General features: G+C 70.4%; 24 protein-coding genes. 12 read left to right on the top strand and 12 right to left on the bottom strand.

What is annotated here, in order from left to right; all coding sequences use genetic code 11:
* Window positions 1–10 precede the first annotated feature (10 nt).
* The 3 genes from G6N60_RS12160 to G6N60_RS12170 are packed head-to-tail and all read right to left on the bottom strand — an operon-like array spanning window position 11 to window position 5554.
* The gene (locus G6N60_RS12160) at window positions 11–3382 is read right to left on the bottom strand and encodes an ATP-binding protein (RefSeq protein ID WP_163737128.1); all 3372 of its coding nucleotides are present in this window, start codon (window positions 3380–3382) and stop codon (window positions 11–13) included.
* A complete protein-coding gene (locus G6N60_RS12165; protein ID WP_163737132.1) occupies window positions 3375–4079 on the bottom strand; it encodes a DUF4194 domain-containing protein in 705 nt (234 codons plus the stop codon). Before G6N60_RS12165 ends, G6N60_RS12160 begins: the two co-directional genes overlap by 8 nt.
* On the bottom strand, window positions 4076–5554 hold the full coding sequence (locus G6N60_RS12170; protein ID WP_246240601.1) for a DUF3375 domain-containing protein: 1479 nt from the start codon (window positions 5552–5554) through the stop codon (window positions 4076–4078). Before G6N60_RS12170 ends, G6N60_RS12165 begins: the two co-directional genes overlap by 4 nt.
* A gap of 338 nt (window positions 5555–5892) precedes the next feature.
* Here G6N60_RS12170 and G6N60_RS12175 point away from each other — a divergent pair, with 338 nt between their 5' ends.
* Window positions 5893–6618 carry a TMEM165/GDT1 family protein gene (locus tag G6N60_RS12175; protein WP_163737137.1) on the top strand — a complete coding sequence of 242 codons (726 nt, stop codon included), beginning with the start codon at window positions 5893–5895 and terminating at the stop codon, window positions 6616–6618.
* Here G6N60_RS12175 and G6N60_RS12180 read toward each other — a convergent pair.
* Window positions 6593–8500, bottom strand: coding sequence for a potassium transporter Kup (locus tag G6N60_RS12180; RefSeq protein ID WP_246241234.1), 1908 nt, complete (start codon window positions 8498–8500; stop codon window positions 6593–6595). The two genes, G6N60_RS12175 and G6N60_RS12180, sit on opposite strands and share 26 nt — an antisense overlap.
* 187 nt (window positions 8501–8687) lie before the next feature.
* On the opposite strand from G6N60_RS12180, the gene G6N60_RS12185 reads away from it, so the two are divergent.
* Window positions 8688–8963: a WhiB family transcriptional regulator gene (locus G6N60_RS12185; protein ID WP_163737140.1), complete on the top strand. Its 276-nt coding sequence runs from the start codon at window positions 8688–8690 to the stop codon at window positions 8961–8963.
* Between the two features lies 1 nt (window position 8964).
* Here G6N60_RS12185 and G6N60_RS12190 read toward each other — a convergent pair whose 3' ends face one another.
* From G6N60_RS12190 to G6N60_RS12200, 3 genes are all read right to left on the bottom strand, one after another.
* The gene (locus G6N60_RS12190) at window positions 8965–10338 is read right to left on the bottom strand and encodes an NtaA/DmoA family FMN-dependent monooxygenase (protein WP_163737145.1); all 1374 of its coding nucleotides are present in this window, start codon (window positions 10336–10338) and stop codon (window positions 8965–8967) included.
* A gap of 8 nt (window positions 10339–10346) precedes the next feature.
* Window positions 10347–11522 carry an LLM class flavin-dependent oxidoreductase gene (locus G6N60_RS12195; protein WP_246240604.1) on the bottom strand — a complete coding sequence of 392 codons (1176 nt, stop codon included), beginning with the start codon at window positions 11520–11522 and terminating at the stop codon, window positions 10347–10349.
* 206 nt (window positions 11523–11728) lie between these two features.
* On the bottom strand, window positions 11729–12115 hold the full coding sequence (locus G6N60_RS12200) for a DUF2237 family protein (RefSeq protein ID WP_163743857.1): 387 nt from the start codon (window positions 12113–12115) through the stop codon (window positions 11729–11731).
* Window positions 12116–12222: 107 nt separating this feature from the next.
* Between G6N60_RS12200 and G6N60_RS12205 the strand changes: the two genes are divergently transcribed.
* Window positions 12223–13812, top strand: coding sequence for a purple acid phosphatase family protein (locus G6N60_RS12205; RefSeq protein ID WP_163737148.1), 1590 nt, complete (start codon window positions 12223–12225; stop codon window positions 13810–13812).
* On the opposite strand, the gene G6N60_RS12210 is transcribed toward G6N60_RS12205, so the two are convergent.
* Both G6N60_RS12210 and G6N60_RS12215 read right to left on the bottom strand, forming a co-directional pair.
* Window positions 13809–15485, bottom strand: a complete 1677-nt coding sequence (locus tag G6N60_RS12210; protein WP_163737151.1) for an MFS transporter — start codon at window positions 15483–15485, stop codon at window positions 13809–13811. The genes G6N60_RS12205 and G6N60_RS12210 overlap by 4 nt on opposite strands.
* Window positions 15486–15932 (bottom strand): MarR family winged helix-turn-helix transcriptional regulator, encoded by a 447-nt coding sequence (locus tag G6N60_RS12215; protein ID WP_163737154.1) that lies wholly within the window; start codon window positions 15930–15932, stop codon window positions 15486–15488.
* Window positions 15933–16072: 140 nt separating this feature from the next.
* Between G6N60_RS12215 and G6N60_RS12220 the strand changes: the two genes are divergently transcribed.
* Window positions 16073–17665, top strand: a complete 1593-nt coding sequence (locus G6N60_RS12220; RefSeq protein WP_163737157.1) for a hypothetical protein — start codon at window positions 16073–16075, stop codon at window positions 17663–17665.
* A gap of 8 nt (window positions 17666–17673) precedes the next feature.
* Here the strand turns inward: G6N60_RS12220 and G6N60_RS12225 are convergent, their stop codons facing one another.
* From G6N60_RS12225 to G6N60_RS12235, 3 genes are read right to left on the bottom strand one after another with little or no spacing between them, the layout of a single operon-like run.
* Window positions 17674–18057, bottom strand: a complete 384-nt coding sequence (locus tag G6N60_RS12225) for a type II toxin-antitoxin system VapC family toxin (protein ID WP_163737161.1) — start codon at window positions 18055–18057, stop codon at window positions 17674–17676.
* Window positions 18054–18275, bottom strand: coding sequence for an antitoxin (locus G6N60_RS12230; protein WP_163737164.1), 222 nt, complete (start codon window positions 18273–18275; stop codon window positions 18054–18056). The genes G6N60_RS12225 and G6N60_RS12230 overlap by 4 nt, the downstream gene beginning before the upstream one ends.
* Window positions 18276–18316: 41 nt before the next feature.
* On the bottom strand, window positions 18317–18814 hold the full coding sequence (locus tag G6N60_RS12235) for a DUF1990 domain-containing protein (protein WP_163737167.1): 498 nt from the start codon (window positions 18812–18814) through the stop codon (window positions 18317–18319).
* 65 nt (window positions 18815–18879) lie between these two features.
* On the opposite strand from G6N60_RS12235, the gene G6N60_RS12240 reads away from it, so the two are divergent.
* The 8 genes from G6N60_RS12240 to G6N60_RS12275 all read left to right on the top strand — a co-directional run bounded on the left by G6N60_RS12240 (window position 18880) and on the right by G6N60_RS12275 (window position 26446).
* Complete coding sequence (locus G6N60_RS12240; RefSeq protein ID WP_163737170.1) at window positions 18880–19506, top strand: PaaI family thioesterase; 627 nt, start codon at window positions 18880–18882, stop codon at window positions 19504–19506.
* Entirely contained in the window at window positions 19503–19925 is a 423-nt protein-coding gene (locus tag G6N60_RS12245) for a TIGR02611 family protein (protein ID WP_163737173.1), read from the top strand. Before G6N60_RS12240 ends, G6N60_RS12245 begins: the two co-directional genes overlap by 4 nt.
* A gap of 73 nt (window positions 19926–19998) precedes the next feature.
* The gene (gene thrS / locus G6N60_RS12250; RefSeq protein ID WP_163737177.1) at window positions 19999–22041 is read left to right on the top strand and encodes a threonine--tRNA ligase; all 2043 of its coding nucleotides are present in this window, start codon (window positions 19999–20001) and stop codon (window positions 22039–22041) included.
* Window positions 22038–22601 (top strand): ATP adenylyltransferase, encoded by a 564-nt coding sequence (locus G6N60_RS12255; RefSeq protein WP_163737181.1) that lies wholly within the window; start codon window positions 22038–22040, stop codon window positions 22599–22601. The genes thrS and G6N60_RS12255 overlap by 4 nt, the downstream gene beginning before the upstream one ends.
* Complete coding sequence (pgsA, locus tag G6N60_RS12260; protein WP_163737184.1) at window positions 22598–23272, top strand: phosphatidylinositol phosphate synthase; 675 nt, start codon at window positions 22598–22600, stop codon at window positions 23270–23272. The genes G6N60_RS12255 and pgsA overlap by 4 nt, the downstream gene beginning before the upstream one ends.
* A complete protein-coding gene (locus G6N60_RS12265) occupies window positions 23269–24219 on the top strand; it encodes a phosphatidylinositol mannoside acyltransferase (protein ID WP_163737187.1) in 951 nt (316 codons plus the stop codon). Before pgsA ends, G6N60_RS12265 begins: the two co-directional genes overlap by 4 nt.
* A gap of 5 nt (window positions 24220–24224) precedes the next feature.
* The gene (locus tag G6N60_RS12270) at window positions 24225–25421 is read left to right on the top strand and encodes a glycosyltransferase family 4 protein (RefSeq protein WP_163743859.1); all 1197 of its coding nucleotides are present in this window, start codon (window positions 24225–24227) and stop codon (window positions 25419–25421) included.
* Complete coding sequence (locus G6N60_RS12275) at window positions 25421–26446, top strand: NUDIX hydrolase (RefSeq protein ID WP_179969784.1); 1026 nt, start codon at window positions 25421–25423, stop codon at window positions 26444–26446. Before G6N60_RS12270 ends, G6N60_RS12275 begins: the two co-directional genes overlap by 1 nt.
* Window positions 26447–26513: the final 67 nt, after the last annotated feature.

Genomic DNA, 26513 nt, shown 5'->3' on the forward strand with positions numbered 1-26513 from the left:
TTCGGACGGGTCACACCGGGGTGGGCACCCGGGCCGCGGCGGCGGACGCCGACATCTCGCGGCGCAGCGCCGTGAAGTCGGAGATCGTCTTGCTCGTCACGGTCGCGACCGGTCGGGCATTGCGGCCGATGGCCTCCTTCTTCGAGACCATCACCACGCTGTCGATGTAGGGCTGGATCGTGGTGGCGTTCTGCACCGTCGCGACGATGACGAGCTGGAAGCCGAACTTGCGGAACGCCTGCAGCGCCTGCTGCGCGAACTGCGGGTCTGACTTCGAGAACGCCTCGTCGAGCATCAGCTGCGCGAACACCGGTGTGTTGTCGGTGCTGTCGGGGCTGGCCAGGTTGAAGCTCAGCGCGCCCGCGAGGCAGAACGCCATGAGCTTCTCCTGCTCGCCGCCCGAGTTGTCACCGGCGTTGCTATGGGTGCGGATCAGCTCCTCGCTGCTGACGTCCCACTCCGCGCAGTCGAAGGTGAACCGATTGCGGACGTCCAGGGCGTCGCGGGTCCAGGCCCGGTCCTCCGGCGCGGTGGACGCCAACCGGTTGCGCAGCCGCAGGATGTCGGCGTACTGATCCAGGATCGCCTGCTTGTCGCCGAGCCCGACCTCGGCGATGCGCCGCGAGATGGCCCGCACGATCTCGGTCAACTCTGCGACCGCGGTCAGACTGCGGGGGGTGGCGCGCAGCGTCAGCCGGGTGCCGTGGTTGAACTCCACCGAGCCCAGCCCGGTGTTGACGCGCGCGATCTGCTCGCTGATCCGCCTGGCCTCCTGCTCGGCGACCCGGTGCAGGGTGAGGATGGCGTCGGGGGCCTGCTCGGTGACCAGCCGCATCATCCGTTCGTAGGCCTCGGGCAGCTCCCGCTCGTCGATGTGGCGACACAGCGCGACGTAGTCATGCACGCGTTCGTCGAACACGTCGCTGTCGTTGGGGACGGCGTCGGGGAACGCCGTGTCGAAGGTGTTGAGGATGCGGGCCAGCTCGTCGTAGGAGCGCCTGCGGCTCTCCCTGAGCTGTTCGCGTTCGCGACGGATCGCGGTGAACACCGCCTCCCGGTGCGGCTCGGGGTTGAGCAGCTCGAGGGTGACGGGGACGTCGCCGGCGTAGCGGTTCAGCAGGTCGGTCAGCGGCTCGGACACGAACGCCGGTGTCAGCCGCTCCTGCAGCTCGAGCAGCCGGGTGCGCCGCCCGTCGAGCTCGTCGCGGCGCGTCTGGATCGCGCCGCGACGGGTCATCAGGGTCTGAATCTCCTCCCAGCACTGATCCGCTCGGGCGTTGAGCGCCTCGATGTCGGGGTGGTCGGCGAGCAGCAGCTCGAACTGCTCGCGCAACCGGTCGGCGTGTCCGTCGGCGGTCTCGGTGTCGATCTGGCTCCATTGCGGGTACTGCTCGCAAATGGCCCGGCAGGCCGCCGCCCGGTCCCGCCACCGCTGGCGCTGTGCCGCGATGTCGTCGGCGGCGCGGCGGGCCTGCTGGTAGGCGTCCTCGGCGGCGGCGAGGTCGACGGTGAGCGCGTCGACCTTGGCGGCGACGTCGCCCTGATAGATGAAGTCGGACTGGCGCAGCGCCCGACGGTCGTCCTTGATGGCCAGCCGGTCGGAGTCCTTGTACAGACCGGTGTCGGTGACCGCCCGCCGGAAGCGGGGGAACAGGTCGGGGCCGTCGACGCAGACGTGTTCACCCGCGGTGGCGACGACGTCGGCGGCCTCGGCGGCACAGACGTGGGCCGGATCGACCACGAAGAGCTTGCCCGCCAACGTGTTCGGGTCGGCCTCGGCGGGCACGCCGCCCAGGAAGGACGCGCGGACGTGATGCAGCTGGAGCCGGCCGCCCATGTTGGTCTCGTTGACGAAGCGCAGCACCGCCGCGTAGTGGTCGTCGGGGACCAGCAGCCGCAGACCCACGCCGCGCAGCACCTTCTCCACGGCGACCCGCCAGCGGCTGTGCTCGGGCCGCAGATCCATCAGCTCGGCGACGTAGGGGAGCTCACCGGCATCGATTCCGATTGCGGCACAGATGTTCTCGCGCATCACGATGGCGAACTCGGGCAGGGCCGAACCCACGTGCTCGACGCGCTTGAGTTCCTTGGCCGCGTCGTCGCGCGCGATCCTCGCGACCTTCTGGGCGTACTCGGCGTCGGTGGAGGCCTCCCGCCCGCGGTCGAGTTTGGCCAGCAGTTCGGTCGCCGTGGTGGTGAGTTCCTCGCGCAGGTTCCAGAACTCGTCGGCGGTGTCGGGCACGTCGAGCTGCTGGGCGGTCAGCAGCGCCTCGTACCCGGCGCGTCGGCGCGACACCTCCTCGGCCTGCGCCTCGGCGCCGGCCACCTGCGACTGCAGCGGCCCGATGCTCGCACTGGACCCGCTGATCTGGGCGTTGAGCGAATCCCCTTCGGCCTTGGCCAGATTCAGCTGCCGGGTGACGTCTTCGTACTCGTTGCCGAGCTGGTCGATCGTCGCGTCGAGCGAGGCAATCTGGGTCGGGCACTGCGCCAGCCGGACGTGGTCGGTGTAGGCCCGCACCATCGGCTGGTCGACGAGGTCGATGATGCCGAGGTCGGAGGACTCCGAGCCGTAGCGCTGCTGGATCTTCTCGATGTCGCCGAGGATCTTGCGCTTGCGCTGGGCGACGGCGAGCAGCTCGCGCGCGTCGACCAGCGGGTCGATCTGCTTGAGCGCCTCGGGCAACCGGGTCAGGCTGCTCGGCTCGTCGAGCATGAACTCCCGCACGAACTGCTCCAGGCCACCAACGCTCTTGAGCGACTTGGCCTTTCCCAGCAGCTGCTGGGCGGCGTCGGAGGCGCGGATGCCGATCGTGGCGTAGAGCTGGGCGAGGTACTGCGACTCCACCTTGGTGGAGAACCGCCAGTCGTCCTCCTTGAACACGCCTGCGTCGAACCGGCCGGAGGCCCACCGGTTGCAGACGTCCTCGACGTCCTTGTCGCCGTCGGCCAGGACGAACCGGCTGGAGGAGTCCGACCGGGACTCGCCGGTGAGCCACTTGAGCACCAGGCCGGTCACGGCCCGACCGGTGTCACTGGTGTAGGTGACGGCGACGGCGGACCAGGCGGCCCCCTCGCCGCGCAGGTACATGACCTTGCTGGAACCGCCGTCGCTGCGCTGGCCCCAGGCGCCGCGCACGTACTTGTCGACCGTGCGGCGGCCCGCGCTGGACCCGGCGGCCGAGTTGTCGCCCGAGGCGTTGAAGTTCCTGCGGTTGAAGGGGAGGAACCCAAGTGAAATGGCATCCAGCAGTGAGGATTTGCCGCTGCCCGAGGCGCCGGCGATCAGTGCGCCGCCCTCGCTGAACGGGATGCTGTGGTAGCCGTCGAACACGCCCCAGTTGATGACCTGCAGCCGGGACAGGTGGAACTGCTCAGGCATCGACCGTCACTTCCCGTTCGTCGTTCTCCTGCGGCACGCCGCCCTGCAGCAGCTCGAACTGCTGCTGCAACTCGGTGATGACCGAGGCCGTCATCACCGCGCTGATGACCGGGCTGACGGTGTAGCTGTCCTCGTCGTCGCGACTCCTGCGCAGGATCTCCAGTGCGGCGAGGCGGGCGATCGCGCCGTCGATGCGCGCGGTGAACGTCACCACGTCGCGGTCGACGTCGTTGAGCACCCCGGCGAACAGCGCGTGCACCTCGTCGCGGCTGATGAGCACCGTCTGGTCCCCGGAGGCCCGCATCATCTGCGCGAGGTGCAGCGCGAGGATCGAGTCGTAGGTGCCCAGCGGCTCGCGGCGCAGCAGCTTCACCCCGCGCGCCGACTCGTAGCGGGCCTGCTCGACGAACGCGACGTCCGCGCCCTCGACGACGTGCAGCAGCAGGTCCAGTTCGGACAGCCGCACCGACAGCTGCGCGCGGTACTCCAGCACCCACGCGTAGACGTCGCGGTCGGCCTCCGCGCTCAGGTAGCGACGGGTGAGCAGCTGCTGCAGGGCCCAGCACGCACGGTCGGGCAGCTCGCTGACGTCGCCGTCGAACCGGGGCCGCCGCTGCTGCGGCGCGCGGGCCGTCTGGTCGACCTGGGGCAGCGCGGACAGCGCCGCGTAGTCGTCGGCGGAGGGCTCCGGGCTCACGCGGAGGCTCCCAGCAGCGTCGAGACCGGCGTGGTGAACATCAGGCGCGGAACCTCCATTTCGCGGTCGCGTCCATCCAGAGACTGGAAGCGGACGGTGACCGATGGCGCGGGTTGGTCGCCGGGTTGTTTGAGCGCCCAGGACCACAGCACGATGACGTGACCGAGGTAGGCGCCGTGCCCCTCGTTCGACACCAGCCGCACCGCATCGGGCAGCGACAGCGGGCCGTCGACGATCGCGGCGTTGATCATGTCCGACATCGCGGGGGCGTCGACCTGGGTGGTGAGCGCGGCGAAGCTGGTGAGGTCGACCTCGCCACCGGCGGCCTCGGCGGGCCGGGGATGGGACAGCTCGCCGATCCGGAAGCTCAGCGCGCCGACCGAGGTGAACGCGTGCCTGGCCAGCGGTAGTTCGATGTCGAGGCGCGAGTCGGTCAGCGAGGTCTTCAGGAGTGCGCGGGCCGCACCGATGGCCTCGTTGAGCTGGCGGGCGACGCCGCGGCTCTGTTCGAGGGTGCCGAACGCGGTGAAGCGCTTGACCCGCTGGGCGCAGCGCTGCTGGATGCGCTCGACCTCGTCGATCTGGTGGCCGACCAGTTCGAAGAACCCGGCCATCACCCGGCGCAGCGCCGGATCGAGAGCGGGCAGTGCCTCGGCGACGGCGGCCACGTCGGCCTCGAACTGGGCGCGCTGGTCGGGGTCGTTGATCATGCGCAGGAAGGCGCGGTGGGAGTCGCGGCCGCGGGAGTCCCAGGCGGCCTGGTAGTCGGCGTACATCTGGCGCTGGCGGTCGCGGTACTCGAGGTTGGAGTCGATCGGTTCGTCCAGGGCCGCGGTGGCCTGTTCGATCATCGTGCCGTACTGGCCGATGTCGGTGATGAGCCGCTCCATCTGCAGGGCGATGGCGCGGGCCTCGTCGTAGGCGTCGGTGAGGTCGGCGTCGGAGGCGGGTTCGCGGGCCCCCTCGTCGAGCGCGTCCAGCTCGGCGCGCAACGCCGCGATCTCGGCCTCGATGCCCTCGCGGATGCGCTCGGGGTCGTTGCCGACGCGCAGGGCGACCTGTTTGAGCCGCGACGCGATGCCGGTGATCGAGCCGCCGGTGGCGATGCTGTCCTGGCGGCGCATCCCGCGCAGGAAGTCCAGCGCACGACGCGCGTCCTGCGTCAGGTGGCACAGGTTGCGCTCGACCCCCGAGCGCTGGTCGGCCACCCGGTGCAGCCAGCCCTGACTCGCCCAGGACTTGATGAGGCCGAGCCCGGACTGCTCGCCGCCGGGACCGCCCAGCTCCTCGAGGTCACGTTCGAGGCGCACGACGAGCTCGGTCTCGGGGACCACACCGCCGCTGAGGTGGCGTTCCATGAGTGTCGCGTACGTGCCCAGATTCAGGGTGGCCAGCAGTCGCAGGGTGGGGGAGCCCTGGATGCCGCGGTTCAGTTCGAGGAGTTGGGTAGCCGTCGTCGCGGTGTCGTCGTCCACGTGATCGCCTCCTCTCCTCCAACGTCGGTCGACGGTCCAAGATAGGGCACGCAGGGGACGTGGAGCGCCGCAGCGGGTGCCGACGGGGGGTGTGTCGCGGGCCCGTCGCCACAGCAGCCACATGGGTCGCGGCAGCCCCAGCGCGGCGCTGCGTCCCCGCGGATTCGGGGACGCGGCGCGGTCGCTTCAGGGCACCCGAAGAATCGTCGCCGTGGTACCCAAACTTATTGTGCGCATTGCCAATTCGGATCCTCGCCAGTTGCCAGCAGGGCGCGTGCCCGGTACCTTGGGGGCGGCGAAGGGGAGTGGCCCCTTGCCTCCCGACCGAGGAGTCCCGGGTGCTCGCCGCCGTCCTTCTGAGCTTCGCCGTCATCTTCATCGCCGAGATGGGCGACAAGACGCAGCTGGTGGCCATGATGTTCGCGCTGCGCTACCGCTGGTGGGTCGTGCTCGCCGCGATCACCGTCGCCACGACCGCCGTGCACGTGCTGTCGGTAGCGATCGGTCACTATCTCGGCGCCGCGCTGCCGACCCATCTGCTCGGCGTGATCGCGGGTGCCATGTTCGTGTTCTTCGCCCTCTGGACGCTGCGGGGTGATTCGCTGTCCGACGACGAGGCCTCGCGCACCGAGAAGGCCACCGCGCCCGCGTTCTTCGTCGTGTTCTCGGCCTTCCTGCTGGCCGAGCTCGGCGACAAGACCATGCTTGCGACGATAACCCTTGCCGCAGAACACGATTGGGTGGGCGTGTGGATCGGCTCCACACTCGGCATGGTGGTCGCCGACGGGCTTGCCATCGTGGTCGGTGCGGTCGCCGGAAGGCACCTGCCCGAGCGTCTCATTCAGATCGTCGCGGCCGCGCTCTTCCTGCTCTTCGGTGCGTACATGGTGTTGGAGAACGTCTTTCGGACGGCTCCCGTCGTCGTCCTGGCCGGCGGTGCGCTCGGCACCGTCGCGGTCGCCGCCGCAGTGCTGTGGCGGCTGCCCCAGCGGTGGCGCCCGGCCATCCTGCGGACCCCCGGCGCGGGCGCCGCCGACCCTAGAACTCGATGCGCGACCCCATGATCACCGTCCGGTCGCGGGGCAGGTGGAAGAAGTCCGTCGCATCCGAGGTGAGGTACGACGTCGCGATGAACAGGCTCTTGCGCCACTGCGCCATGGTCGGTTCCGGGCTGGGATCGAGCTCCAGCTTCGACAGGAAGTACGACGCCTCGTCGATGTCGAGCTCGCCCTCGGTCTGCGACGGGTCCAGTAGCCGCAGCGCCTGCGGCACGTCGGACGGCTCCATGTAGCCGAACTTCGCCGTCACGTGGATGATGCCGTCGCTGGCGAAGCCGAGCTCGTCGACCTCCAGCCGCTCGGCCTCCGGCACCCGGGGGACGGGCATGGTCTCCACGGCGAGGATGACGACGTGCTCGTGCCTGGTGTGGTTGTGCTCGACGTTCGCGCGCATGGCCAGGGGGGCGGTCCGGTTGCCGCGGTTGAGGAAGACCCCGGTGCCGGGAACCCGCGTCAACGGCGGGTCACAGGTCGAGAGCCCGTCGACGAACTCGCGCAGCGGGCCCTCGGCGGCGTCGCGGGCCGCCGTCACCAGCTTGCGGCCGCGCTCCCACGTCATCATGACCGTCCACGCCGTCACCGCGATCAGCAGCGGCAGCCACGCGCCGTGCACCAGCTTGGTGAGGTTGGCCGCCAGGAACAGCAGATCCACCGTCAGCAGGGCGCCGCCGCCGATCACGACCATCCACAGCGGCGTCCCCCACCGCGTCCTGGCCAGATAGAAGAACAGCAGGGTGACGATGGTGATGGTCCCGATGACGGCCATGCCGTAGGCGTAGGCCAGCTTGGCCGAGCTCTCGAAGGCGAACACCAGGATCAGGACCGACACCATCAGCATCCAGTTGATCGCCGGCACGTAGACCTGACCGTAGGCCGACGCCGAGGTGTGGATGATCCTGAGCCGGGGGAGCAGACCGAGTTTCGCCGCCTGGGCCGCCACCGAGAACGCCCCGGTGATGACGGCCTGCGACGCGATGATGGTCGCCGCGGTGGCCAACAGGACCATGGGCAGCCGGGCCCAGTGCGGGATCAGGAGGAAGAACGGCGCGCTCACCAAGCTCTGATCGCCGAGGATGAGCGCGCCCTGCCCGAAGTAGTTCAGCACGCAGGCCGGGAGGACCACGAACAGCCACGCCAGGGTGATCGGCCGCCGACCGAAGTGGCCCATGTCGGCGTAGAGGGCCTCGGCGCCGGTGACCGCGAGGACCACGGCCGCCAGCGCGAAGAACGCAATGTGAAAGTGTCCGAAGACGAATGACAGCGCGTAGGTCGGCGAGAGCGCCTTGAGGATCTCCGGATGGCCGAGGATGCCCTTGACGCCGCAGGCGCCGATCGAGATGAACCACAGCATCATCACCGGACCGAACAAGCGGCCCACCTTCGCGGTGCCATGTCGCTGCACCATGAACAGCGCCACGATGATGACCGCCGTGATGGGCACGATCCAGTGCTCCAGGTCGGCGGTGACCACCTTGATGCCCTCGACGGCCGACAGCACCGAGATCGCGGGCGTGATCATGCTGTCGCCGAAGAACAGCGCCGCTCCGAACAGGCCGACGGCGGCCAGCGTCGTCGCGGTGCGCCTACCGCGGTTGCCTGCGCCGTGCTTGAGCATCGTGATCAGCGCCATGATGCCGCCCTCGCCGTCGTTGTCGGCGCGCATCACCAGGGTGATGTAGGTCAGGGTGACGACGATCATCACCGACCAGAAGATCAGCGAGACCAGACCGTAGACGTTGTCGACGCTGATCGGCACGGGATGGGGATCGCTGGGGTCGAACAGGGTCTGCAGCGTGTAGATGGGGCTGGTGCCGATGTCGCCGAAGACGACGCCGAGCGCGCCGACCACGAGCGCCGCGCGGAACGGCGGTCCGTGCGTGGCGGCCACCGTGGACGAGGGTGTGGTGTCGATCTGCACGGCAATGTCCTCGCTTCGGTCCGGCAAAGCCCCGATGGTAAACCGCGAGCCCTCGGTTCACGCAGAGTCAATGTCTGGTCACGGTTCGGTTCATCGAGAACGGTGATGCTGCACGACGACTGAACCGAGGAGGGGAGAGTTCCCAGTGAATCCCGCAGTGAATCCTTCACCGTCGGCGCCACGCCCGCTGCTCGAGGACTGGACGTGGCAATCGCGAGGCAGCTGCCGGCGGGCAGCGCCGGAGGTCTTCTTCCCCGAGGACGCCGGCCGGTCGGGGCTGCGTGCGCGCGAGGAGCAGGCCAAGCAGATCTGCCGTCGGTGCCCCGTGCTGCTGCGCTGCCGGGAGTACGCGCTCACCGTCGGCGAGACCTACGGCGTCTGGGGCGCGATGTCGGCGCGCGAGCGCACCCGGGTGTTCGCCGAGGGCGCCTGACTCACCCGGCCCGGGCGGCCGCTCCGGCTCGGTCGGGACTGGCCAGGCCGAGGTGGTCGCGCAGGGTCGTGCCCTCGTAGTCGGTGCGGAACACCCCGCGCTCCTGCAGGAGCGGCACCACCTGGTCGACGAACGGGTCCAGGCCGCCCGGCGTCACGTGCGGCACCAGGATGAAGCCGTCGCTGGCGTCGGCCTGGACCAGCTCGTCGATCCGCGCGGCGATCGTCGCGGCCGAGCCGATGAAGTTCTGGCGACCGGTGACCTCCACGATGAGCTCGCGGGTCGTCAGGTTCTGGGCCTGTGCCTTCGCGCGCCACTCGTTCGCGACGGCGATCGGGTCCCGGTGCATCCGCACGCTGGCCCGGCCGCGGGAGATCGTGTTCTCCCCGACGAGCGGGTCGATCGCGGGCAGCGGGCCGTCGGGGTCGTGATCGGACAGGTCGCGGTTCCACAGCTGTTCGAGGAACTTGATGGCGGTCTGCGGTGACACCTGGGCCAGGCGGACCTGCTGGGCGAGCTCGGCCGCCTCGGCGTCGGTGTCGCCGAGGACGAACGTCGCGGCCGGCAGGATCAGCAGCTGATCGCGCTGCCTGCCGTACTTGGGCAGCCGGCCCTTGACGTCGGCGTAGAACGCCTGGCCGTCCTCCAGCGTGCCGTGGCGGGAGAAGATGGCATCGGCTGCGGCAGCGGCGAATTCGCGGCCGCGATCGGAGTCGCCCGCCTGGAAGATGACGGGCCTGCCCTGTGGGCTGCGGGGCACGTTGAAGCGGCCGCCGATGTCGAAGTGCGCGTTGGAGTAGGAGAACTTACCCGCGGTCGGATCGCTCAGGAAGGTGCCGGTCTGCTTGTCGGCGACGATCTCGTCACCGTGCCAGGAGTCGAAGAGCGTGTGCGCCGCGTCGAGGAAGCTCTCGGCGCGCTCGTAGCGCTGATCCTCCGCCAGGAAGCCGCCGCGCCGAAAGTTCTCACCCGTGAACGCATCCCACGACGTCACGACGTTCCAGGCGGCCCGGCCTCCGGATAGGTGATCGAGTGAGGCGAACTGTCGGGCGACTTCGTAGGGCTCGTTGAAGGTGGAGTTGATGGTGCCCGTCAGCCCGAGCCGGTCCGTCACGGCCGCAAGGGCGGCCAACACGGTGAACGTGTCGGGCCGGCCCACGACGTCGAGGTCGTAGATGAGGCCGTTCTGCTCGCGCAGGCGCAGACCCTCGGCGAGGAACATGAAGTCGAACTTCCCGCGCTCGGCGGTCTGGGCGAAGTGTACGAACGACGCGAAGTCGATGTGACTGCCCGACGCCGGATCGCTCCAGACGGTCGTGTTGTTGACGCCGGGAAAGTGCGCCGCGAGATGAATCTGCTTGACGGGCTTGGACATACGCGTTCCTAGGTGGTTGCGAGGGTCGAGTAGCGATTGGCCGGGCGCGCTAGACCCAACGCCTCGCGCAGGGTCGTCGTGTCGTAGGAGGTGTGGAACAGGCCGCGCGACTGCAGTTCTGGCACCAGGCCCTCGGTGATCTGCCGCAGATCGTGCGGCAGCGTGGCGGGCCGCAGCCGGAAACCGTACGCGCCGGCCGCGTGCCATTCCTCGACGAGGTCGGCCAGCTCGGTCGGCGTTCCGACGAATACCTCTGCGTCACTGATGTATTGGCGACCGAGCCACTCGTCGAGCCGCTCCCGTCGGGCTCGCGCCGCCTCGGCGGTGTCGCCGAGGAACACGACCAGGTCGGCGAGCACCCGCACCGGTGTCCCGCTGCCCCGGCGGGCCGCGATGTCGTCGACGATGGCCGTGGTGTCGGCCGCCCCGTGCGGGGTCACGAAGCCCACGTCGGTGCTCGAGGCGATCAGACCGTAGGCGGGGGCGCCGTGGCCGAGCGCCGCGACGATCGGTTGGCCCTGCGGCGGTCTCGGGGTGATCGAGGGACCCTTGACCGAGAAGTAGGCGCCCTGAAAGTCCACGTAGTGCAGCTTGTTCCGGTCGATGAACCTCCCGGTGGACACGTCGCGGATCTCCGCGTCGTCCTCCCAGCTGTCCCAGAGGCGACGGGTGACCTCGACGTAGTCGGCCGCCTCGGTGAACAGCTCACCCGCGTCGTCGGGCACGCTGCGGCGACCGAAGTGACGGGCAGCCTCCTGACTCGCCGTGACCTGGACGCGGACCCCGGCCCGGCCGGAGCTGACGTAGTCGAGCGTCGCGATGGCCTTGGACGCGTGGAACGGTTCGGTGTGCGTGACGATCACCGTCGGGATCAGACCGATGTGGCGGGTGGTGGGGGCGACCCGCGCGGCGATGAGGACGGCGTCGAGGCGGCCCCGCACGCGGTCGGTCCGCTCGTCGGCGCGCAGCGGGTTGTCGAACTGCAGCGTCAACCCGTCCTCGAACGTGACGGCGTCGAGCAGGCCGCGTTCGGCCTCGCCGACGAGGTCGGTCCAGTACCCCGGCGTCAGCAACTCGGTGGGACGGGCCTCGGGTTCACGCCACGACGCGGGATGCCATCCCGTCCCGTCGAGGGCTACGGCGAGGTGGAGTCTGGTGCGGCTACCGGACACGGTGGCACTCACTTTCGTTCGCGGTCCCCAGGACAACGCCGCGTGGTCCGAGCGTCATTCCGGTGCCGCGGATCCAGACGGTGTGCGTGCGCTCTCCCATGATCGCCCATCACGGGCATTCGGGCCCGTCGGCGCAGGTCATGCGCCCAGTGTCGAGGGTGAGCACGCACCGTCGAAGAGATCGGCGCAGCGTGATGCCAACGAGCGCAGTGGCTTCGTCAGAGCCCGGCGAGGTCGTCGGGCACGTCGACGGCGTGCTGTCGCAGGATCTCCAGCGGCACCACGTCCAGGGTGCGCTCGTGGCTGGCGGCCAGCACGACCGGCGCCGCGTGCCCGTCGCGCTGCGCGCGGAGCCAGTTGGCCGCCGTGACGCACCAGCGGTCACCGGGGACGAGGCCGGGGAACCGGTAGTGCGGCATGGGCGTCGTGAGGTCGTTGCCGATGGTGCGTTGGTGTTCGAGGAACTCACTCGTCACGACCGCGCAGATGGTGTGCAGGCCGACGTCCTGCGGTCCGGTCGAGCAGCAACCGTCGCGATGGAAGCCGGTGACCGGATCGTTGCCGCACGCGTCGAGGGGACCGCCGAGCACGTTGAGATCGGGCACGTCGTCAGCCATGGGATCAGTATCCCTTGCGCCCGAGTGCACCGCCCGGCGCGGCGCGCCGCGGCCGTGTTCACCTGCCGTTCGCTCACCAGCGGTAGCAACGAACCGTGGACGACAGCCCCGAGGACGCCGGCACCGACCGCGCGGTGATCAGCCGCAGGACCGCGATCGGTGCGGGTCTGCTGTCGGCGGCCGGCGGCGTCGCCGTGGGGGCAGCGGGCGTCGCCGCCCTGACCGCGAGACCCATCGCCCCCGCCGCCGACTGGCCCGCACGCAGCCACGGTGACGCACCGCCGGTGTCCGGTCTGCACCTGCAGTTCGGTGGCGACGCCGCCACCGAGGTCGTGGTGTCCTGGCATACGTCCGACGCCGTGCGCAATCCGCGCGTGCTCTACGGCACTCCTCTGGGCGGCTTCGGCGCGACGTCGCAGGCGGATCCGGTGACGTATCGGGACGCCAAGTCGGGCACCGAGATTCGGGTCAACCACGCACGGCTGACCAAGCTGACGCCCGACACCGACTACGTCTACGCCGCCGTGCACGACGGTGCGACACCCGAGCTGGGGGTCTTCCGGACCGCGCCCCGCGGCAGGAGCGCCTTCACCTTCACCAGCTTCGGCGACCAGTCCACGCCGAGCGTGTCGACGCCTGCCGGGTCGAATTCCTTCACCAATGACCATCGCGGTTCGCCGGCCGCAGGCGACGTGACGAGCGGCATCGAACGCATCGCGCCGCTGTTCAACCTCGTCAACGGCGACCTCTGCTACGCGAACCTCGCCGCCGATCGGATTCGGGCCTGGTCGGACTGGTTCGACGACACCAGTCGCTCCGCGCGCCACCGGCCGTGGATGCCCGCCGCAGGCAACCACGAGAACGAGCTCGGCAACGGCCCCGTCGGGTTCGGCGCCTATCAGGCCTACTTCGCCCTGCCGGACTCGAAGTCCGACGAGGAGTTGCGCGGACTCTGGTACGCCTTCACCGCGGGCGCGGTCAGGGTGATCAGCCTCAACAACGACGACATCTGCTACCAGGACGGCGGGAACTCCTACGTTCGGGGTTATTCCGGGGGAGCGCAGCGCCGCTTTCTGGAAGCCGAACTGGCTGCTGCGCAACGGGATTCATCCATCGACTGGATCGTGGTCTGCATGCACCAGACGGCAATCTCCACCGCCGACGCCAACGGCGCCGATCTGGCGATCCGCGAGGAGTGGCTGCCGCTGTTCGACCGGTACGGCGTCGATCTGGTGGTGTGCGGACACGAACACCACTACGAGCGGTCCCATCCGCTGCGGGGCGCCCTGCCCACCGACACCAGGACGCCGATCCCCGTCGACTCAGGGATCGACCTCGTCGACACCACCAAGGGCACCGTGCATCTGGTGATCGGTGGCGGGGGCACGTCGATTCCGACGAACGGTCTGCTCTTCGCCGACGCGCACTGCAAGGTCCTGACCGGGGTCGGCGCCCGAGACCCCGAGACCGGCCAGCGGCGGCCCGTCTACGTCGCCGAGGCCGCGCCGTGGTCGGCGTTCCGTGATCGCGTCAATCCCTATGGCTTCGTAGCGTTCTCGGTGGACCCCGGGACCGGACCGGGAGCGCAGACGACGATCGACGCGACCTACTACGCCGTCACCGGTCTGCACGGCGCGCTCGAGGCCGTCGACCGGTTCAGATTGACCAAGCCGCGGCGCGACTAGCGCGTCGACCCTCGCAGCGACGACGCCACGGCCGCCAGCACCGCCAGGATCGCCGAGGCGACGAACACCACCGCGAGGCCGTGCTCGAACGGCGCGGCGATCAGATGCGGGAAGAATTCGCGTCCGGTGAGGGTCTGCTGGTTCGCCGCGGGCAGCGCCGCGAGCATGCCACTCGGGGCCAGCAGGTGTTCCAGCGGGTTGACCCCGAGCACCGCGGAGAACAGCGTGGCGACCGGGGGCAGCGCACCGACGTCGTGCGCGACGCCCGCGGGCACGCCCTGCTGGATGAGGCCGCTCGACATCGCCGCGGGCAGCCGGGCGGACAGACCCGCGACCATCAGGGAGAAGAACACCCCGATCGACAGTGCGGTGCCCGAGTTCTGGAACGTCGCGCGCATCCCCGAGGCGACGCCGCGCTGCGCGGACGGGACGCTGCTCATGATCGCCGACGTGTTCGGCGCCGAGAACATCCCGCTGCCGATGCCGTTGACGGCGATCAGGAGCGCGAACGCCCAGTACGGAAAGTCGATCGGCAGCAGGAGCAACCCCACGAACGTCGCCCCGAACAGCAGCATCCCCGAGGTGGCGATGCCGCGGGTGCCGAAGCGGTCCGACATCGTGCCCGCCAGCGGGCCGGACAGCAGGAAGCCCACCGTCAGCGGCAACAGGAAGATGCCCGCCCACAGTGGCGTCTGGTCGTAGTCGTAGCCGTGCAGCGGCAGCCAGATGCCCTGCAGCCAGATGATGAGGATGAACTGCAGACCGCCCTGCGCCAGCGACGACGCCAACGTGGCCGCATTGCCCGCGGCGAACGCGCGGTTCCTGAACAGGGCCAGGGCCACCATCGGCTCGACGACCCGGGACTCGACGACCACGAACGCGACCAGCAGCAGGACGCCCGCGGCCAGGATGATCAGCACGACGGGGTTCTGCCACCCGGTGGGATGCCCTCCGTGCGGCTGCAACCCCATGGTGATGGCGACGAGGATCGCGCTCAGACCGATCGCGAAGGTGAGGTTGCCCCACCAGTCGATGCGTCCGGGATGGCGGCCGCCCGCGGGTTCGCGCAGTTTGCGGTAGGCCCAGATGGTCCCGAAGATGCCCACGGGCACGTTGACCCAGAACACCGCCCGCCAGTCCCACGCCGCCAGCAACCCGCCCGCCACCAGGCCGATGAACTGCCCGGCGAGCGCGGCCACCTGGTTGAAGCCGAGGGCGAACCCCCGGCGCTCGGCCGGGAAGGCATCGGTGAGGATGGCCGCCGAGTTCGCGGTCAGCATCGACCCGCCCGCCGCCTGCAATACCCGCCAGCCGATCAGCCAGAGCGCGGCGCGACCGCCCGCGAACGGGTCGAACGAGAGCAGGATCGACGCGATCGTGAAGACGGTGAAGCCGAAGTTGTAGATCTTGACCCGGCCGAACATGTCACCGAGGCGGCCCAGGGAGACGACGAGCACGGACTGCACCAACCGGTAGCCCATGATCATCCACAGCAGGTAGCCGATGTTCGAGGGCGCGAGCGGGTCGAGGTGGATGCCGCGGAAGATGGCGGGCAGCGAGATGATGACGATCGACCCGTCGAGCGCCGACATGAACACCGCGGCGGTGGTGTTGGTCAGGACGACCCAGCGGTAGCGGTCGGCCTTGGCGGCGGGCGGCGCGGAGACCTGCATCTACAGCCCGTCGGCCAGCCGCTGGATGAGCGGCGTCGCGGCGAGGAGACAGTGGAGCTCGGCATCGGTGAATCCGTCGAGCGCCGCGGCGATCTGCTCGACCCGGACGTCGCGCCGCCGCTCCATCACCCGCGCGCCGCGCTCGGTGACCGACATGACGACGCGCCGACCGTCGTGGGGATCGGCACTGCGCCGGACGAGCTGGCGCTCTTCGAGACCGGCGAGCGTGGCCCCCATGGACTGCGGGCTGATCTGCTCGAGCCGGGCGAGTTCGGCCGAGGTGGCCGGACCATTGCGCTGGAGCCGCGCGACCGCGGCGACTTCGGGGAACGTGAGTTCGCCGGGGGACCCCGAGGCGCGCAACCGTCGGCGCAGCAGGCCCATGCTGACGAATAGAGCGCGCGCGACCGCGTCGCGATCGACGGTGGACGTCCGGTGCGAACTCATCAGGTGCAACTTATCAGTTTTGGCTGATCGGCTCGCCCGGGCCGTTTCGTCATATTTCCCCCAGGCGGCGACAGGTGTGGCCCAGCCCTGCGGGGGCATGTTGCTCGACATCGGATGGCAAAGCTGAGAAGGGTCGACGCATGGGGCAGCTCAAAGGGCACGTCGGCGCGGCGGTGCTGGCCGCTGCGGTAGCCGGGACCATGATCACGGGTGGTGTGTTGGCCACGCCGACGACACCGTCCGGCGCCGCGTCGCCGCAGCGGTCGGTCGCGCTGGCGGCGCTGCCGGTTCCGTCGGGTTCGGCCGTGGCCCCGCAGAGTGGGCCGTCCCGGTTCGCGACCGGCGGCGGAGGCGCCGAGAACGCCGTGCTCGTGCCCGTCGTCGTCTCGGTGCGCGATCCCGGGTCCGGTGGCGGCGGGCCGTCGTCGGCGACGTCGGTCGACGTGCGTTCGGCTGTCACCAATGAGCCTGTGTCCCTTGGTCATTCGCCGACCGTGCGCGCGGTCAACCGAGCGGCGGTCGCGCAACTCTTCGGATCGCCGTCGCCGCGTGCGGCCGTGACCGCGACCCCGGCCGTCGGACTGTTCACGTCCACCGGAGCGTTCCTCGGCCTGATCGGACCCGGCGGACTGCTCATCGGCGACGGAGTGCTCCCCGGCCAGAACGGCGGCCTGCTGTTCGGCAACGGCGCGGCGGGCGTCGACCCCGGGGTCGCGGGCGGCAACGGCGGGCTGTTCTACGGCAACGGCGGCGCCGGCGGGGCGGGTGCCAACGGCGGCAATGCCGGTCTCGTCGGCAGGGGAGGCGACGGTGGCGCCACCACGCTGGCCGGGCAGGCCGGCGGTAACGGCGGCAATGGTGGCGCGCTTCTTGGCAACGGCGGCAATGGTGGCTCGAGCGTGTCGGGCGACGGCGGCTTCGGCGGGAGCGGCGGCGCGATCGCCGGCAGTGGCGGCAACGGGGGATCCAGCATCTCGGGCAACGGCGGCGCGGGCGGTGCAGCCGCGACCATGTTCGGCAATGGCGGCGCGGGCGGCAGTTCCACCATCGGGGGCGACGGCGGCACCGGAGGGGCGGGCGCCTCCCTCGCCGGCAACGGGGGAGCCGGGGGCAACGGCGGACGGGCCGCAGCCGGCGGCATTGCCGGAAACGGCGGAAACGGCGGTGCCGGAGCCGATTTCGGGACCGGCGGCAGCGGCGGTGCCGGCGGTTCGGCGCTCGACGGCACCACCGGGGCCATCGGGGGCAACGGCGGTGACGGCGGCAACTCCGTCATCGGGAACGCAGGCAACGCGGGCAACGGCGGCAACGCCGCGACGACCTCGGGGCTGGCGGCCGGTGGCAACGGCGGCCGGGGTGGCACGTCAGCCGGTTCGGGCACCGGCGGCACCGGAGGTCGCGGCGGCAACGCCACCTCCACGGGCGGCAACGCCACCGGCGGCCGTGGCGGCGACGGCGGCAGCGGCGGCCTGACCGGCAACGGTGGCACCGGTGGCGCCGGCGGCAACGCCACCGCGGGAGGCGTCGCGCGCGGCGGCAACGGCGGCAACGGCAACCATGGCGGGATCGTGGCGCCCGGCGGCTACGGCGGGAACGGCGGCAACGCCATCGGCGGGACCGCAGGCATCGGCGGCAACGGCGGCAACGCGGGCCACGGCGCGACGGGCAGCAACGGGCGTCCGGGTGCGGGCGGGACGGGCAGCACCTCCCACGGCAGCGCAGGCAGCGCCTGACCCGGGGGCTAGCCGGGAACGACGCTGACCGGACATCGCAGCCCGGCAGCGCGACTCAGGCGACGGTCCGCGGTGACGAGCGTGCAATCGAGGCTCTCGGCGACCGCCACGTAACTCGCGTCGTAGGCGGTGAGGCTGTCGCGCAGGTCCCAGATCCTCCCCAGCAGGCCGTGAACCGGGTAGCGCATGACGCCGAGACGCTGCCACGTCAGGAGTGCGCGGTGACCGTCGGCTGCGGTGATCCGACCGGCCTGCACCTGTCTTCTCAGCGCGTGCGCGACCTCGCAGTCGATCAGATGGGGTGCGTGGAGCGACTCGGCGGCCAGAGTCCTGCGGGCAGGCCCGTCGTTGAGCAGCGCGGAGATGGCGGTCGAGGCGTCGACCACGATCACCGTTCGCGTCGCCCGGCCTCGAGGTCCTCGACGAGGAGTTCGGTGCCCACGCCCAGATCCGGTAGCGCGCCCAACAGTTCGGGGGCATCGACGCGACGCGACGCCTGCTCCAGCTCGCGCACCGCGAGTGCGGCTACCGACATGCGTTCGCGTGCGGCCAGGAGTTCCAACCGGGAGACCACGTCGTCGGGCACGTTGCGCAGGTAGAGGGTCCTCATGTCGCACTATGCTAGCACTGTGCTAGCAGTGACGGCGCCGGCTACAGCGCCTTCAGGTACCGCGTGCTGATCAGCCGCTGCATCCCCGTCGTGAACGGGCCCGCGAGTCGGCTCCACCACGTGCCGTGCCGGGAGAAGGCGGTGACCTCGGCGATCACGGCCCCCGCCGTGGGGTCGAACCGCACCGCGAACAGCTCCTCGCCGATCTCGGCGTGGCCGGGCAACGTTCCGTAGGCGAAGCCGCGGCGGTCGGGTTCGTCGACGACGTAGACCACCCGGCACGGCGCCCGCACGGGACCGATCCCCACGATGACCTCGGACCCGACTGCCGCGACCTCGGTGGTCGCCTCGACGCGCAGACCCGCGCCGCGCAGCATGCCCCACCGCATCACCGCGTCGGCCGCCTGCTCGTAGCGGTCCCGGCCGTGGCCGATGACGGCCGAGGCGTGCAGGTGGTGGTAGCCCTTCGGGGGAGGCCCCGCCGTCGCGCCCAGCTCGGAGTAGGTGAAGGGCAGGGCCGCGAGGTCACTCAGTCGCACCGTCACACCATGCCAGGTGAGGACCGGGGCACGCCGGGCGCCGGCGCGGGCAATACGGTGGGCGGGTGGCCACCGACGCAGACGACCCGCAGTCCGGCGGTGGATTCAATCCGCCCGTGCCGACGCAGCGCGGCGGACCCGACTACGGCCGCTTCGTGGAGGCGGTCCGCACGCTGCAGGACCTGGCCCGCAGCGCGGACGCGCCCGACGACGTCGTGACGCATGCCGCCGATCTGATCGAGGACGTCAACCGGTTGCTGGCCCCGTACGAGGCCGACGAGTGGCACTCCCCGTCGGGCCGCCGGATGGACCTGCCCAATCGGGGCAACATCATGCAGGTCCCGGTCGACCTCACCATCACCGAGGCGGGCCGGGTCGGGGGCACCGCCCGGTTCCGTCGATTCCACCTCGGCCGCAACGGCGCCGTGCACGGTGGCGCACTGGCGTTGCTCTTCGATTCGCTGCTCGGCTTCGCCGCGTTCAAGCTCAGCGGCAGCACCCGCCAGCGCACCGCCTTCCTGCACGTCGACTATCGCAAGATCGCCCTGGTGGAGAAGGAGTTGCTGGTGGATGCAGGCATCGATCGCGTCGAGGGTCGCAAGATCTTCGTGACGGGCCGGCTGCTGGACGGTGACACCGTGCTGTGCGAGGCCAACGCGCTGTTCCTCAAGCTCCTGCCGGGACAGCCGTGAGCCGGTTGCGCCAGGCCAGGCACCGGTGGGCGCGCTGGCGCGACTCGCTGCGCGCGCGGCCGACCCTCGACCTGGCCTACCGCATCGGCGTGGGTGTCGTCGGCCTCGTCGTGCTCGGCCTCGGCATCGTCGCCATCCCCTACCCGGGGCCCGGCTGGGCGATCGTGTTCATCGGGCTGGCGATCCTCGCGTCGGAATTCGAATGGGCGCACCGGCTCCTAACGTGGACACGCGGGCACTACGACCGGTTCATGGACTGGTTCACCGCGCAGGGCCCAGCCATCAAGGCCGTCGGGTTCGTGCTCACCGCGGCCGTCGTCGCGGTCACGCTCTGGCTGCTGGGAGCCGTCGGCTTCGCCGCGGGCCTGCTCGGCATCGAGCAACCCTGGATGAAGAGTCCGATCGGGCTGGGGTCCTGAGGACCCGCCCCGATAGCATGGTCGCGTTCATCCCCGCACCCCCGTCGCCCACGCCCCGCTAGGAGACCCCCCGATGACCGCCGCCGCCAGCATCGCCCCAGCAGCCCCGATCCGGGTCGCTGCCGGGACCACCGCGGGTGCGGCGGTGCGCGGGGCGGAGCTGCCGGGCCGGGGGGCCTCCGACGCCATCGTCGTCGTGCGCGACGCCGAGGGCCGGTTGCGCGACCTGTCCTGGACCCCGGACGCCGACGCCGAGGTGACCCCGGTCGCGGCCGACACCGAGGACGGCCGCAGCGTCATCCGGCACTCGGCGGCCCACGTGCTGGCCCAGGCGGTGCAGGAGCTGTTCCCCGAGGCCAAGCTCGGCATCGGGCCGCCCATCACCGACGGCTTCTACTACGACTTCGACGTCCCGCGGGCGTTCACTCCAGAGGACCTCGCGGCGCTCGAGAAGCGCATGCAGAAGATCGTCAAGGACGGCCAGCTCTTCGACCGCCGCGTCTACCACTCCAAGGACGAGGCCCGCGCCGAGCTCGCCGACGAGCCGTACAAGCTCGAACTCATCGACGACAAGTCCGGTGACGCGGACGTCATGGAGGTCGGCGGCGACGAGCTGACGGCCTACGACAACCTCAATCCGCGCACCCGCGAACGCATTTGGGGTGACCTGTGCCGCGGCCCGCACATCCCCACCACGCGGTACATCCCCGCGTTCAAGCTCACCCGCAGCTCGGCCGCCTACTGGCGGGGTGACCAGGAGAACGCCAGCCTGCAGCGCATCTACGGCACCGCGTGGGAGTCGCAGGAGGCCCTCGACCGCCACCTCGAGCTACTCGAGGAAGCGGCTCGTCGCGATCACCGCAAGCTGGGCGCCGAACTGGATCTGTTCAGCTTCCCCGACGAAATCGGTTCCGGCCTACCGGTGTTCCACCCCAAGGGCGGCATCATCCGGCGCGAACTCGAGGACTACTCCCGCCGCAAGCACATCGAGGCCGGCTACGAGTTCGTCAACACCCCGCACATCACCAAGGCGCAGCTGTTCCACACCTCCGGACATCTCGACTGGTATGCCGACGGCATGTTCCCGCCGATGCACATCGACGCCGAGTTCAACGAGGACGGCTCGGTGCGCAAGCCCGGCCAGGACTACTACCTCAAGCCGATGAACTGCCCGATGCACTGTCTCATCTACCGGGCGCGCGGACGGTCCTACCGTGAACTTCCGTTGCGCGCCTTCGAGTTCGGCGCGGTGTACCGCTACGAGAAGTCCGGCGTCGTGCACGGGTTGACCCGCGTCCGCGGCCTCACCATGGACGACGCCCACATCTTCTGCACCCGCGACCAGATGCGCGACGAGCTGACCTCGCTGCTGCGGTTCATCATCGACCTGCTGGGCGACTACGGCCTCGACGACTTCTACCTCGAGCTCTCCACGAAGGATCCGAAGAAGTTCGTGGGGTCCGACGAGATCTGGGAGGAGGCGACGAACACCCTCGCCGAGGTGGCCGCCGAGTCGGGGCTCGAGCTGGTGCCCGATCCCGGTGGCGCGGCGTTCTACGGACCCAAGATCTCGGTACAGGCCCGCGATGCGCTGGGCCGCAGCTGGCAGATGTCGACCATCCAGCTCGACTTCAACTTCCCCGAGCGCTTCGAGCTTGAGTACACCGCCGCCGACGGCAGTAGGCAACGCCCGGTGATGATCCACCGGGCCCTGTTCGGATCGATCGAGCGGTTCTTCGGCATCCTCACCGAGCACTACGCCGGGGCGTTCCCGGCGTGGCTGGCCCCGGTTCAGGTGGTCGGCATTCCCGTCGCCGACGCGCACGTGGAATACCTCGAAGACGTTGCGAAGCAACTGAAGTCGCACGGCATCCGGGTCGAGGTCGACGCCAGCGACGACCGTATGGCCAAGAAGATCGTCACCCAGACCAACCAGAAGGTGCCGTTCATGTTGCTCGCCGGGGACCGCGACGTCGATGCCGGCGCCGTCAGCTTCCGCTTCGGTGACCGCACCCAGATCAACGGCGTGCACCGCGACGACGCGGTCGCAGCCATCGTCGACTGGATCAATCGTCGCGAGAACGCCGCTCCCACAGCCGAATTGGTCACGGTGTGACCGAGGAGCCCCGGCAGACGATCACCGACCGCGGAGTCGGTGATCCCGACCACCTGCAACGGCTGTGGACGCCGCACCGGATGAACTACATCGCCGAGGCCAAGGTCTCCGGCGGCGAGGGCTCGGCGGCGTCGTCGGAACCGTTCAGCGACATCCCGACGATGACCGACGAGGACGGGCTCGTCGTCGCCCGCGGCGAGCTCGTCTACGCCGTGCTGAACCTCTACCCGTACAACCCCGGTCACCTCATGGTGGTGCCCTACCGCCGGGTCTCCGAGCTGGAGGACCTCACCGACGCCGAGAGCGCCGAGCTGATGTCGTTCGCGCAGAAGGCGATTCGCGTCATGAAGGCCGTGTCGCGGCCGCACGGCTTCAACGTCGGCCTCAACCTCGGCCACTCGGCGGGCGGCAGCCTCGCCGAGCACCTGCACCTGCACGTCGTGCCGCGATGGGGCGGGGATGCGAACTTCATCACGATCATCGGCGACTCGAAGGTCATCCCTCAGCTGCTCCGCGACACTCGGCAGCTGCTCGCCACCGAGTGGGCAGCGCAGTCGTGAGCGACTTCTACCTGCTCACCAGGGCGGCCTACACCAAGGTGAGCCGCCCGGTGGCGAGGGTGTCGCTGCGGATGGGGCTGACGCCCGACGGCATCACGATCCTGGGGACCGCGGGCACCGTGGTGGCGGCGCTGGTGCTGTTCCCGCGCGGACAGCTGTGGTGGGGCGCGTTCTCGGTGTTCGTCTTCGTGCTCGCCGACATGCTCGACGGTGCGATGGCGCGCGAACGCGGATTCAGCACCGCCTTCGGGGGCGTGCTCGACGCGACGTGCGACCGGATCGCCGACGGCGCGGTGTTCTGCGGGCTGCTCTGGTGGGCGGCGTTCGGAATGCACAGCGCGCATTTGGTGATCGCCACGATGATCTCGCTGGTGACCTCCCAGGTCATCTCCTACGTCAAGGCCAGGGCCGAGGCCAACGGGCTCAAGGGCGACGGCGGGTTCATCGAACGGCCCGAGCGCCTGATCATCGTGCTGGTGGGCGCGGGCCTGTCCGGCGTGTCGTTCCTGCACGTGCCGTGGCTGCTGCCCGTCGCGATGTGGGTGCTGGCCGTGGCGAGCCTGGTGACGCTGGGTCAGCGGTTGTACTCGGTGCGTACGTCGCCGGGTGCGACCGAGCCGTTGCGCACCACGCCGCCCTCCGATGCCGCAGAGGAAGCGAGCGGGCCGTGAGCACGCCGTCGGCGGGCCTGCCGAGGGTCCGTGGCGTCCGGGTTCCGCTCGGCGGTCAGCTGACCGACCTCGGCTACGCCGCCGGGTGGCGCGTCGTGCGGGCGATGCCGGAGTTCGCCGCGCGCAACGCCTTCGAGGCAGGCGCCCGGTACGCCGCGCGGGGCGGGGGGCCCGAACAGCTGCGCAAGAACCTCGCCCGCGTCGTCGGCGTCCCCCCGAAGGACGTGCCGGACAGCCTGATCCGTGCTTCGCTGGCGTCCTACGCACGCTACTGGCGGGAGGCGTTCCGGTTGCCCTCGATGGATCACCAGGAGCTCGCCCGCCGTCTCGACGCGGCGGTCATCGGCGGTGCGCACGTGGCGGAGGCGCTCGCACGGGGCCGGGGTGCGGTCCTGGCGTTGCCCCACAGCGGCAACTGGGACATGTCGGGGGTGTGGCTCACCAACACCCACGGCCGGTTCACGACGGTGGCCGAGCGGCTCAAGCCGGAGTCGCTGTATCGGCGGTTCCTCGACTACCGCGAAAGCCTGGGCTTCGAGGTGCTGCCGCTGACGGGAGGGGCCCGACCGCCGTTCGAGGTGCTCGTCGAACGGCTCCGCGGCAACGGTCTGGTCTGCCTCATGTCCGACCGTGACCTGACGACCTCCGGCGTCCCCGTCGACCTGTTCGGCGAGCCGACGATGCTGCCCGCGGGGCCCGCCAAGCTGGCGCTGGCGACGGGCGCGGCGCTGCTGCCGGTGCATTCCTACTACGAACCCGACGTCGCCGTGACCGACATTGGCGCGCCGCTGGACCTCTCCAGCGGTGACGTCGGGGAGATCACGCAGGCGCTGGCGGACAGGTTCGGCGCGAACATCGGGGCGCACCCCGCCGACTGGCACATGCTGCAGCCCCAGTGGATCGCCGATCTGTCCGAGGAACGCCGCGTCCGAATCACGGGTGGGTGAGCGCCATGCGGATCGGGATGGTGTGCCCGTACTCGTTCGACGTCCCCGGCGGCGTGCAGGCACACGTCCTGCAGTTGGCCGAGGTGATGCGCGGCTACGGGCACGAGGTCAGCGTGCTGGCCCCGTCGTCACCCGAGGCCGTGCTGCCCGACTACGTCGTCTCCGGCGGCAAGGCGGTGCCGATCCCGTACAACGGTTCGGTGGCCCGGCTGCGGTTCGGCCCCGCCACCCACCGCAAGGTCAAGAAGTGGTTGAGCGACGGCGACTTCGACGTCCTGCACCTGCACGAGCCCAACGCGCCGAGCCTGTCGATGCTGGCGCTGATGATCGCCGAGGGTCCGATCGTGGCGACGTTCCACACCTCGACCACGAAGTCGTTGACGCTCAGCGTGTTTCAGGGCATCCTGCGGCCGTGGCACGAGAAGATCGTGGGCCGCATCGCGGTGTCCGATCTGGCCCGGCGGTGGCAGATGGAGGCGCTCGGATCGGATGCGGTCGAGATCCCCAACGGCGTCGACGTCGCGTCGTTCGCCGCGGCGCCCCCGCTCGACGGCTATCCGCGGCCGGGGCGCACGGTGCTGTTCCTCGGTCGCTTCGACGAGCCGCGCAAGGGCATGGCCGTCCTGCTGCGAGCGTTGCCCGCCCTCGTCGCGGCGCTGCCGGACGTGCAGGTCCTCGTCGTCGGGCGCGGTGACGAGGAGGAGTTGACGCGGGAGGCGGGCGAGTTGGCCGGCCATCTGCGCTTCCTCGGGCTCGTCGACGACGCGGAGAAGGCGTCGGCGATGGCCAGTGCCGACGTCTACTGTGCGCCGAACACGGGAGGGGAGAGCTTCGGCATCGTGCTCGTCGAGGCCATGGCCGCGGGCACGGCCGTCGTGGCCAGCGACCTGGACGCCTTTCGCCGCGTGCTGCAGGATGGCGCGGCCGGGCGGCTGGTGGCCGTCGACGACGCCGACGCGCTGGCCGCGGCGCTGATCGAGGTGCTCACCGACGACGCCGCCCGCAGGCGCTACGTCGAGGCGGCGACCACCGCGGTGCGCCGCTACGACTGGTCGGTGGTCGGCCGCGAGATCCTGCGCGTCTACGAGACGGTCGCGGGCGCAGGCACCAAGGTGCGGATCGTCGGCGAGGCGACCAAGGAGACCAGGCGGGTGCGCAAGGCCACCGGCCGGCGCAGGGAAGCGGCGGGGGAGCCGGCGTGATCGGGTGGCTCGTCGTGGTGGCGCTCGCCCTGCTGGCGGCGGTCCTGGTGGTCGGTGGCATCTGGGCGTTCCAGACCGCTCACCGACTCGACCGCCTGCACGTCAGGTACGACCTGTCCTGGCAGGCCCTCGACGGCATCCTCGCCCGCCGCGCCGTGGTCGCCCGCGCCGTCGCCACCGACGCCTACGGCAACACCGCCGCGGGCAGGCGGCTGGCCGCACTGGCCGACGCCGCCGAACGGGCCCCGCGCAGCGCCCGCGAGGCCGCGGAGAACGAGCTGTCGACCGCGCTGGCCGCGGTGGATCCGCTGTCGCTGCCCGTGGCGCTGGTCGCGGAGCTGGCGGACGCGCAGGCGCGCGTGCTGCTGGGCCGCCGGTTCCACAACGACGCCGTGCGCGACACCCTCGCGTTGCGCGAACGACCGCTGGTGCGGTGGCTGCACCTCGGCGGAACGGCGTCCATGCCCACGTATTTCGAGATCGTCGAGAGTGGGGCGCAACGGGCGGCCGGGCAGCGGGTGCACCAGCGCACCTCGGCCCGGATCGTGCTGCTCGACGAACTCGGCCACGTGCTGCTGTTCTGCGGGTCCGACCCGGCGAGCGCGTCCGCGCCGCGCTGGTGGTTCACCGTCGGGGGCGCCGTGGAACCCGGTGAGTCCCTGGCCGAGGCGGCCGTGCGCGAGCTCGCCGAGGAGACGGGGCTGCGCGTCAGCGCCGCCGACCTGGTGGGCCCGGTGTGGAAGCGCGAGGCGGTGTTCGACTTCAACGGGTCGGTCATCTTCAGCGAGGAGATCTTCTTCGTCTACCGCACGCAGCGGTTCGAGCCGTCCACGGCGGGCTTCACCGCACTGGAGACGCGCACGATCCACGGCCACCGATGGTGTGACGAGCAGACGATCGCCGAGCTGGCCGACCGCGGCGAGACGGTCTACCCGCTGCAGCTCGGCGAACTCCTGGCCGAGGCCAATGCGCTGGTCGCGCCAGGATCGAGCGGGTCGACCCGCGAGCTCCAGTCGATCCGCTGACCGCGGGGCCAACTGCGAATTCATTCGATTTGGCCCGGCCACTAGACTGCTTTCGTACTGATGTGGA

It is taken from the genome of Mycolicibacterium madagascariense (assembly GCF_010729665.1).
Lineage (GTDB): Bacteria > Actinomycetota > Actinomycetes > Mycobacteriales > Mycobacteriaceae > Mycobacterium > Mycobacterium madagascariense.

Excerpts from the sequence above, each read along its gene's own strand:
- G6N60_RS12160 (WP_163737128.1), bottom strand. The coding sequence starts at position 3,382 with ATGCCTGAGCAGTTCCACCTGTCCCGGCTGCAGGTCATCAACTGGGGC.
- G6N60_RS12230 (WP_163737164.1), bottom strand. The coding sequence starts at position 18,275 with ATGAGGACCCTCTACCTGCGCAACGTGCCCGACGACGTGGTCTCCCGG.
- G6N60_RS12270 (WP_163743859.1), top strand. The coding sequence starts at position 24,225 with ATGCGGATCGGGATGGTGTGCCCGTACTCGTTCGACGTCCCCGGCGGC.
- G6N60_RS12190 (WP_163737145.1), bottom strand. The coding sequence starts at position 10,338 with ATGTCCAAGCCCGTCAAGCAGATTCATCTCGCGGCGCACTTTCCCGGC.
- G6N60_RS12215 (WP_163737154.1), bottom strand. The coding sequence starts at position 15,932 with ATGAGTTCGCACCGGACGTCCACCGTCGATCGCGACGCGGTCGCGCGC.
- G6N60_RS12210 (WP_163737151.1), bottom strand. The coding sequence starts at position 15,485 with ATGCAGGTCTCCGCGCCGCCCGCCGCCAAGGCCGACCGCTACCGCTGG.
- G6N60_RS12220 (WP_163737157.1), top strand. The coding sequence starts at position 16,073 with ATGGGGCAGCTCAAAGGGCACGTCGGCGCGGCGGTGCTGGCCGCTGCG.
- thrS (WP_163737177.1), top strand. The coding sequence starts at position 19,999 with ATGACCGCCGCCGCCAGCATCGCCCCAGCAGCCCCGATCCGGGTCGCT.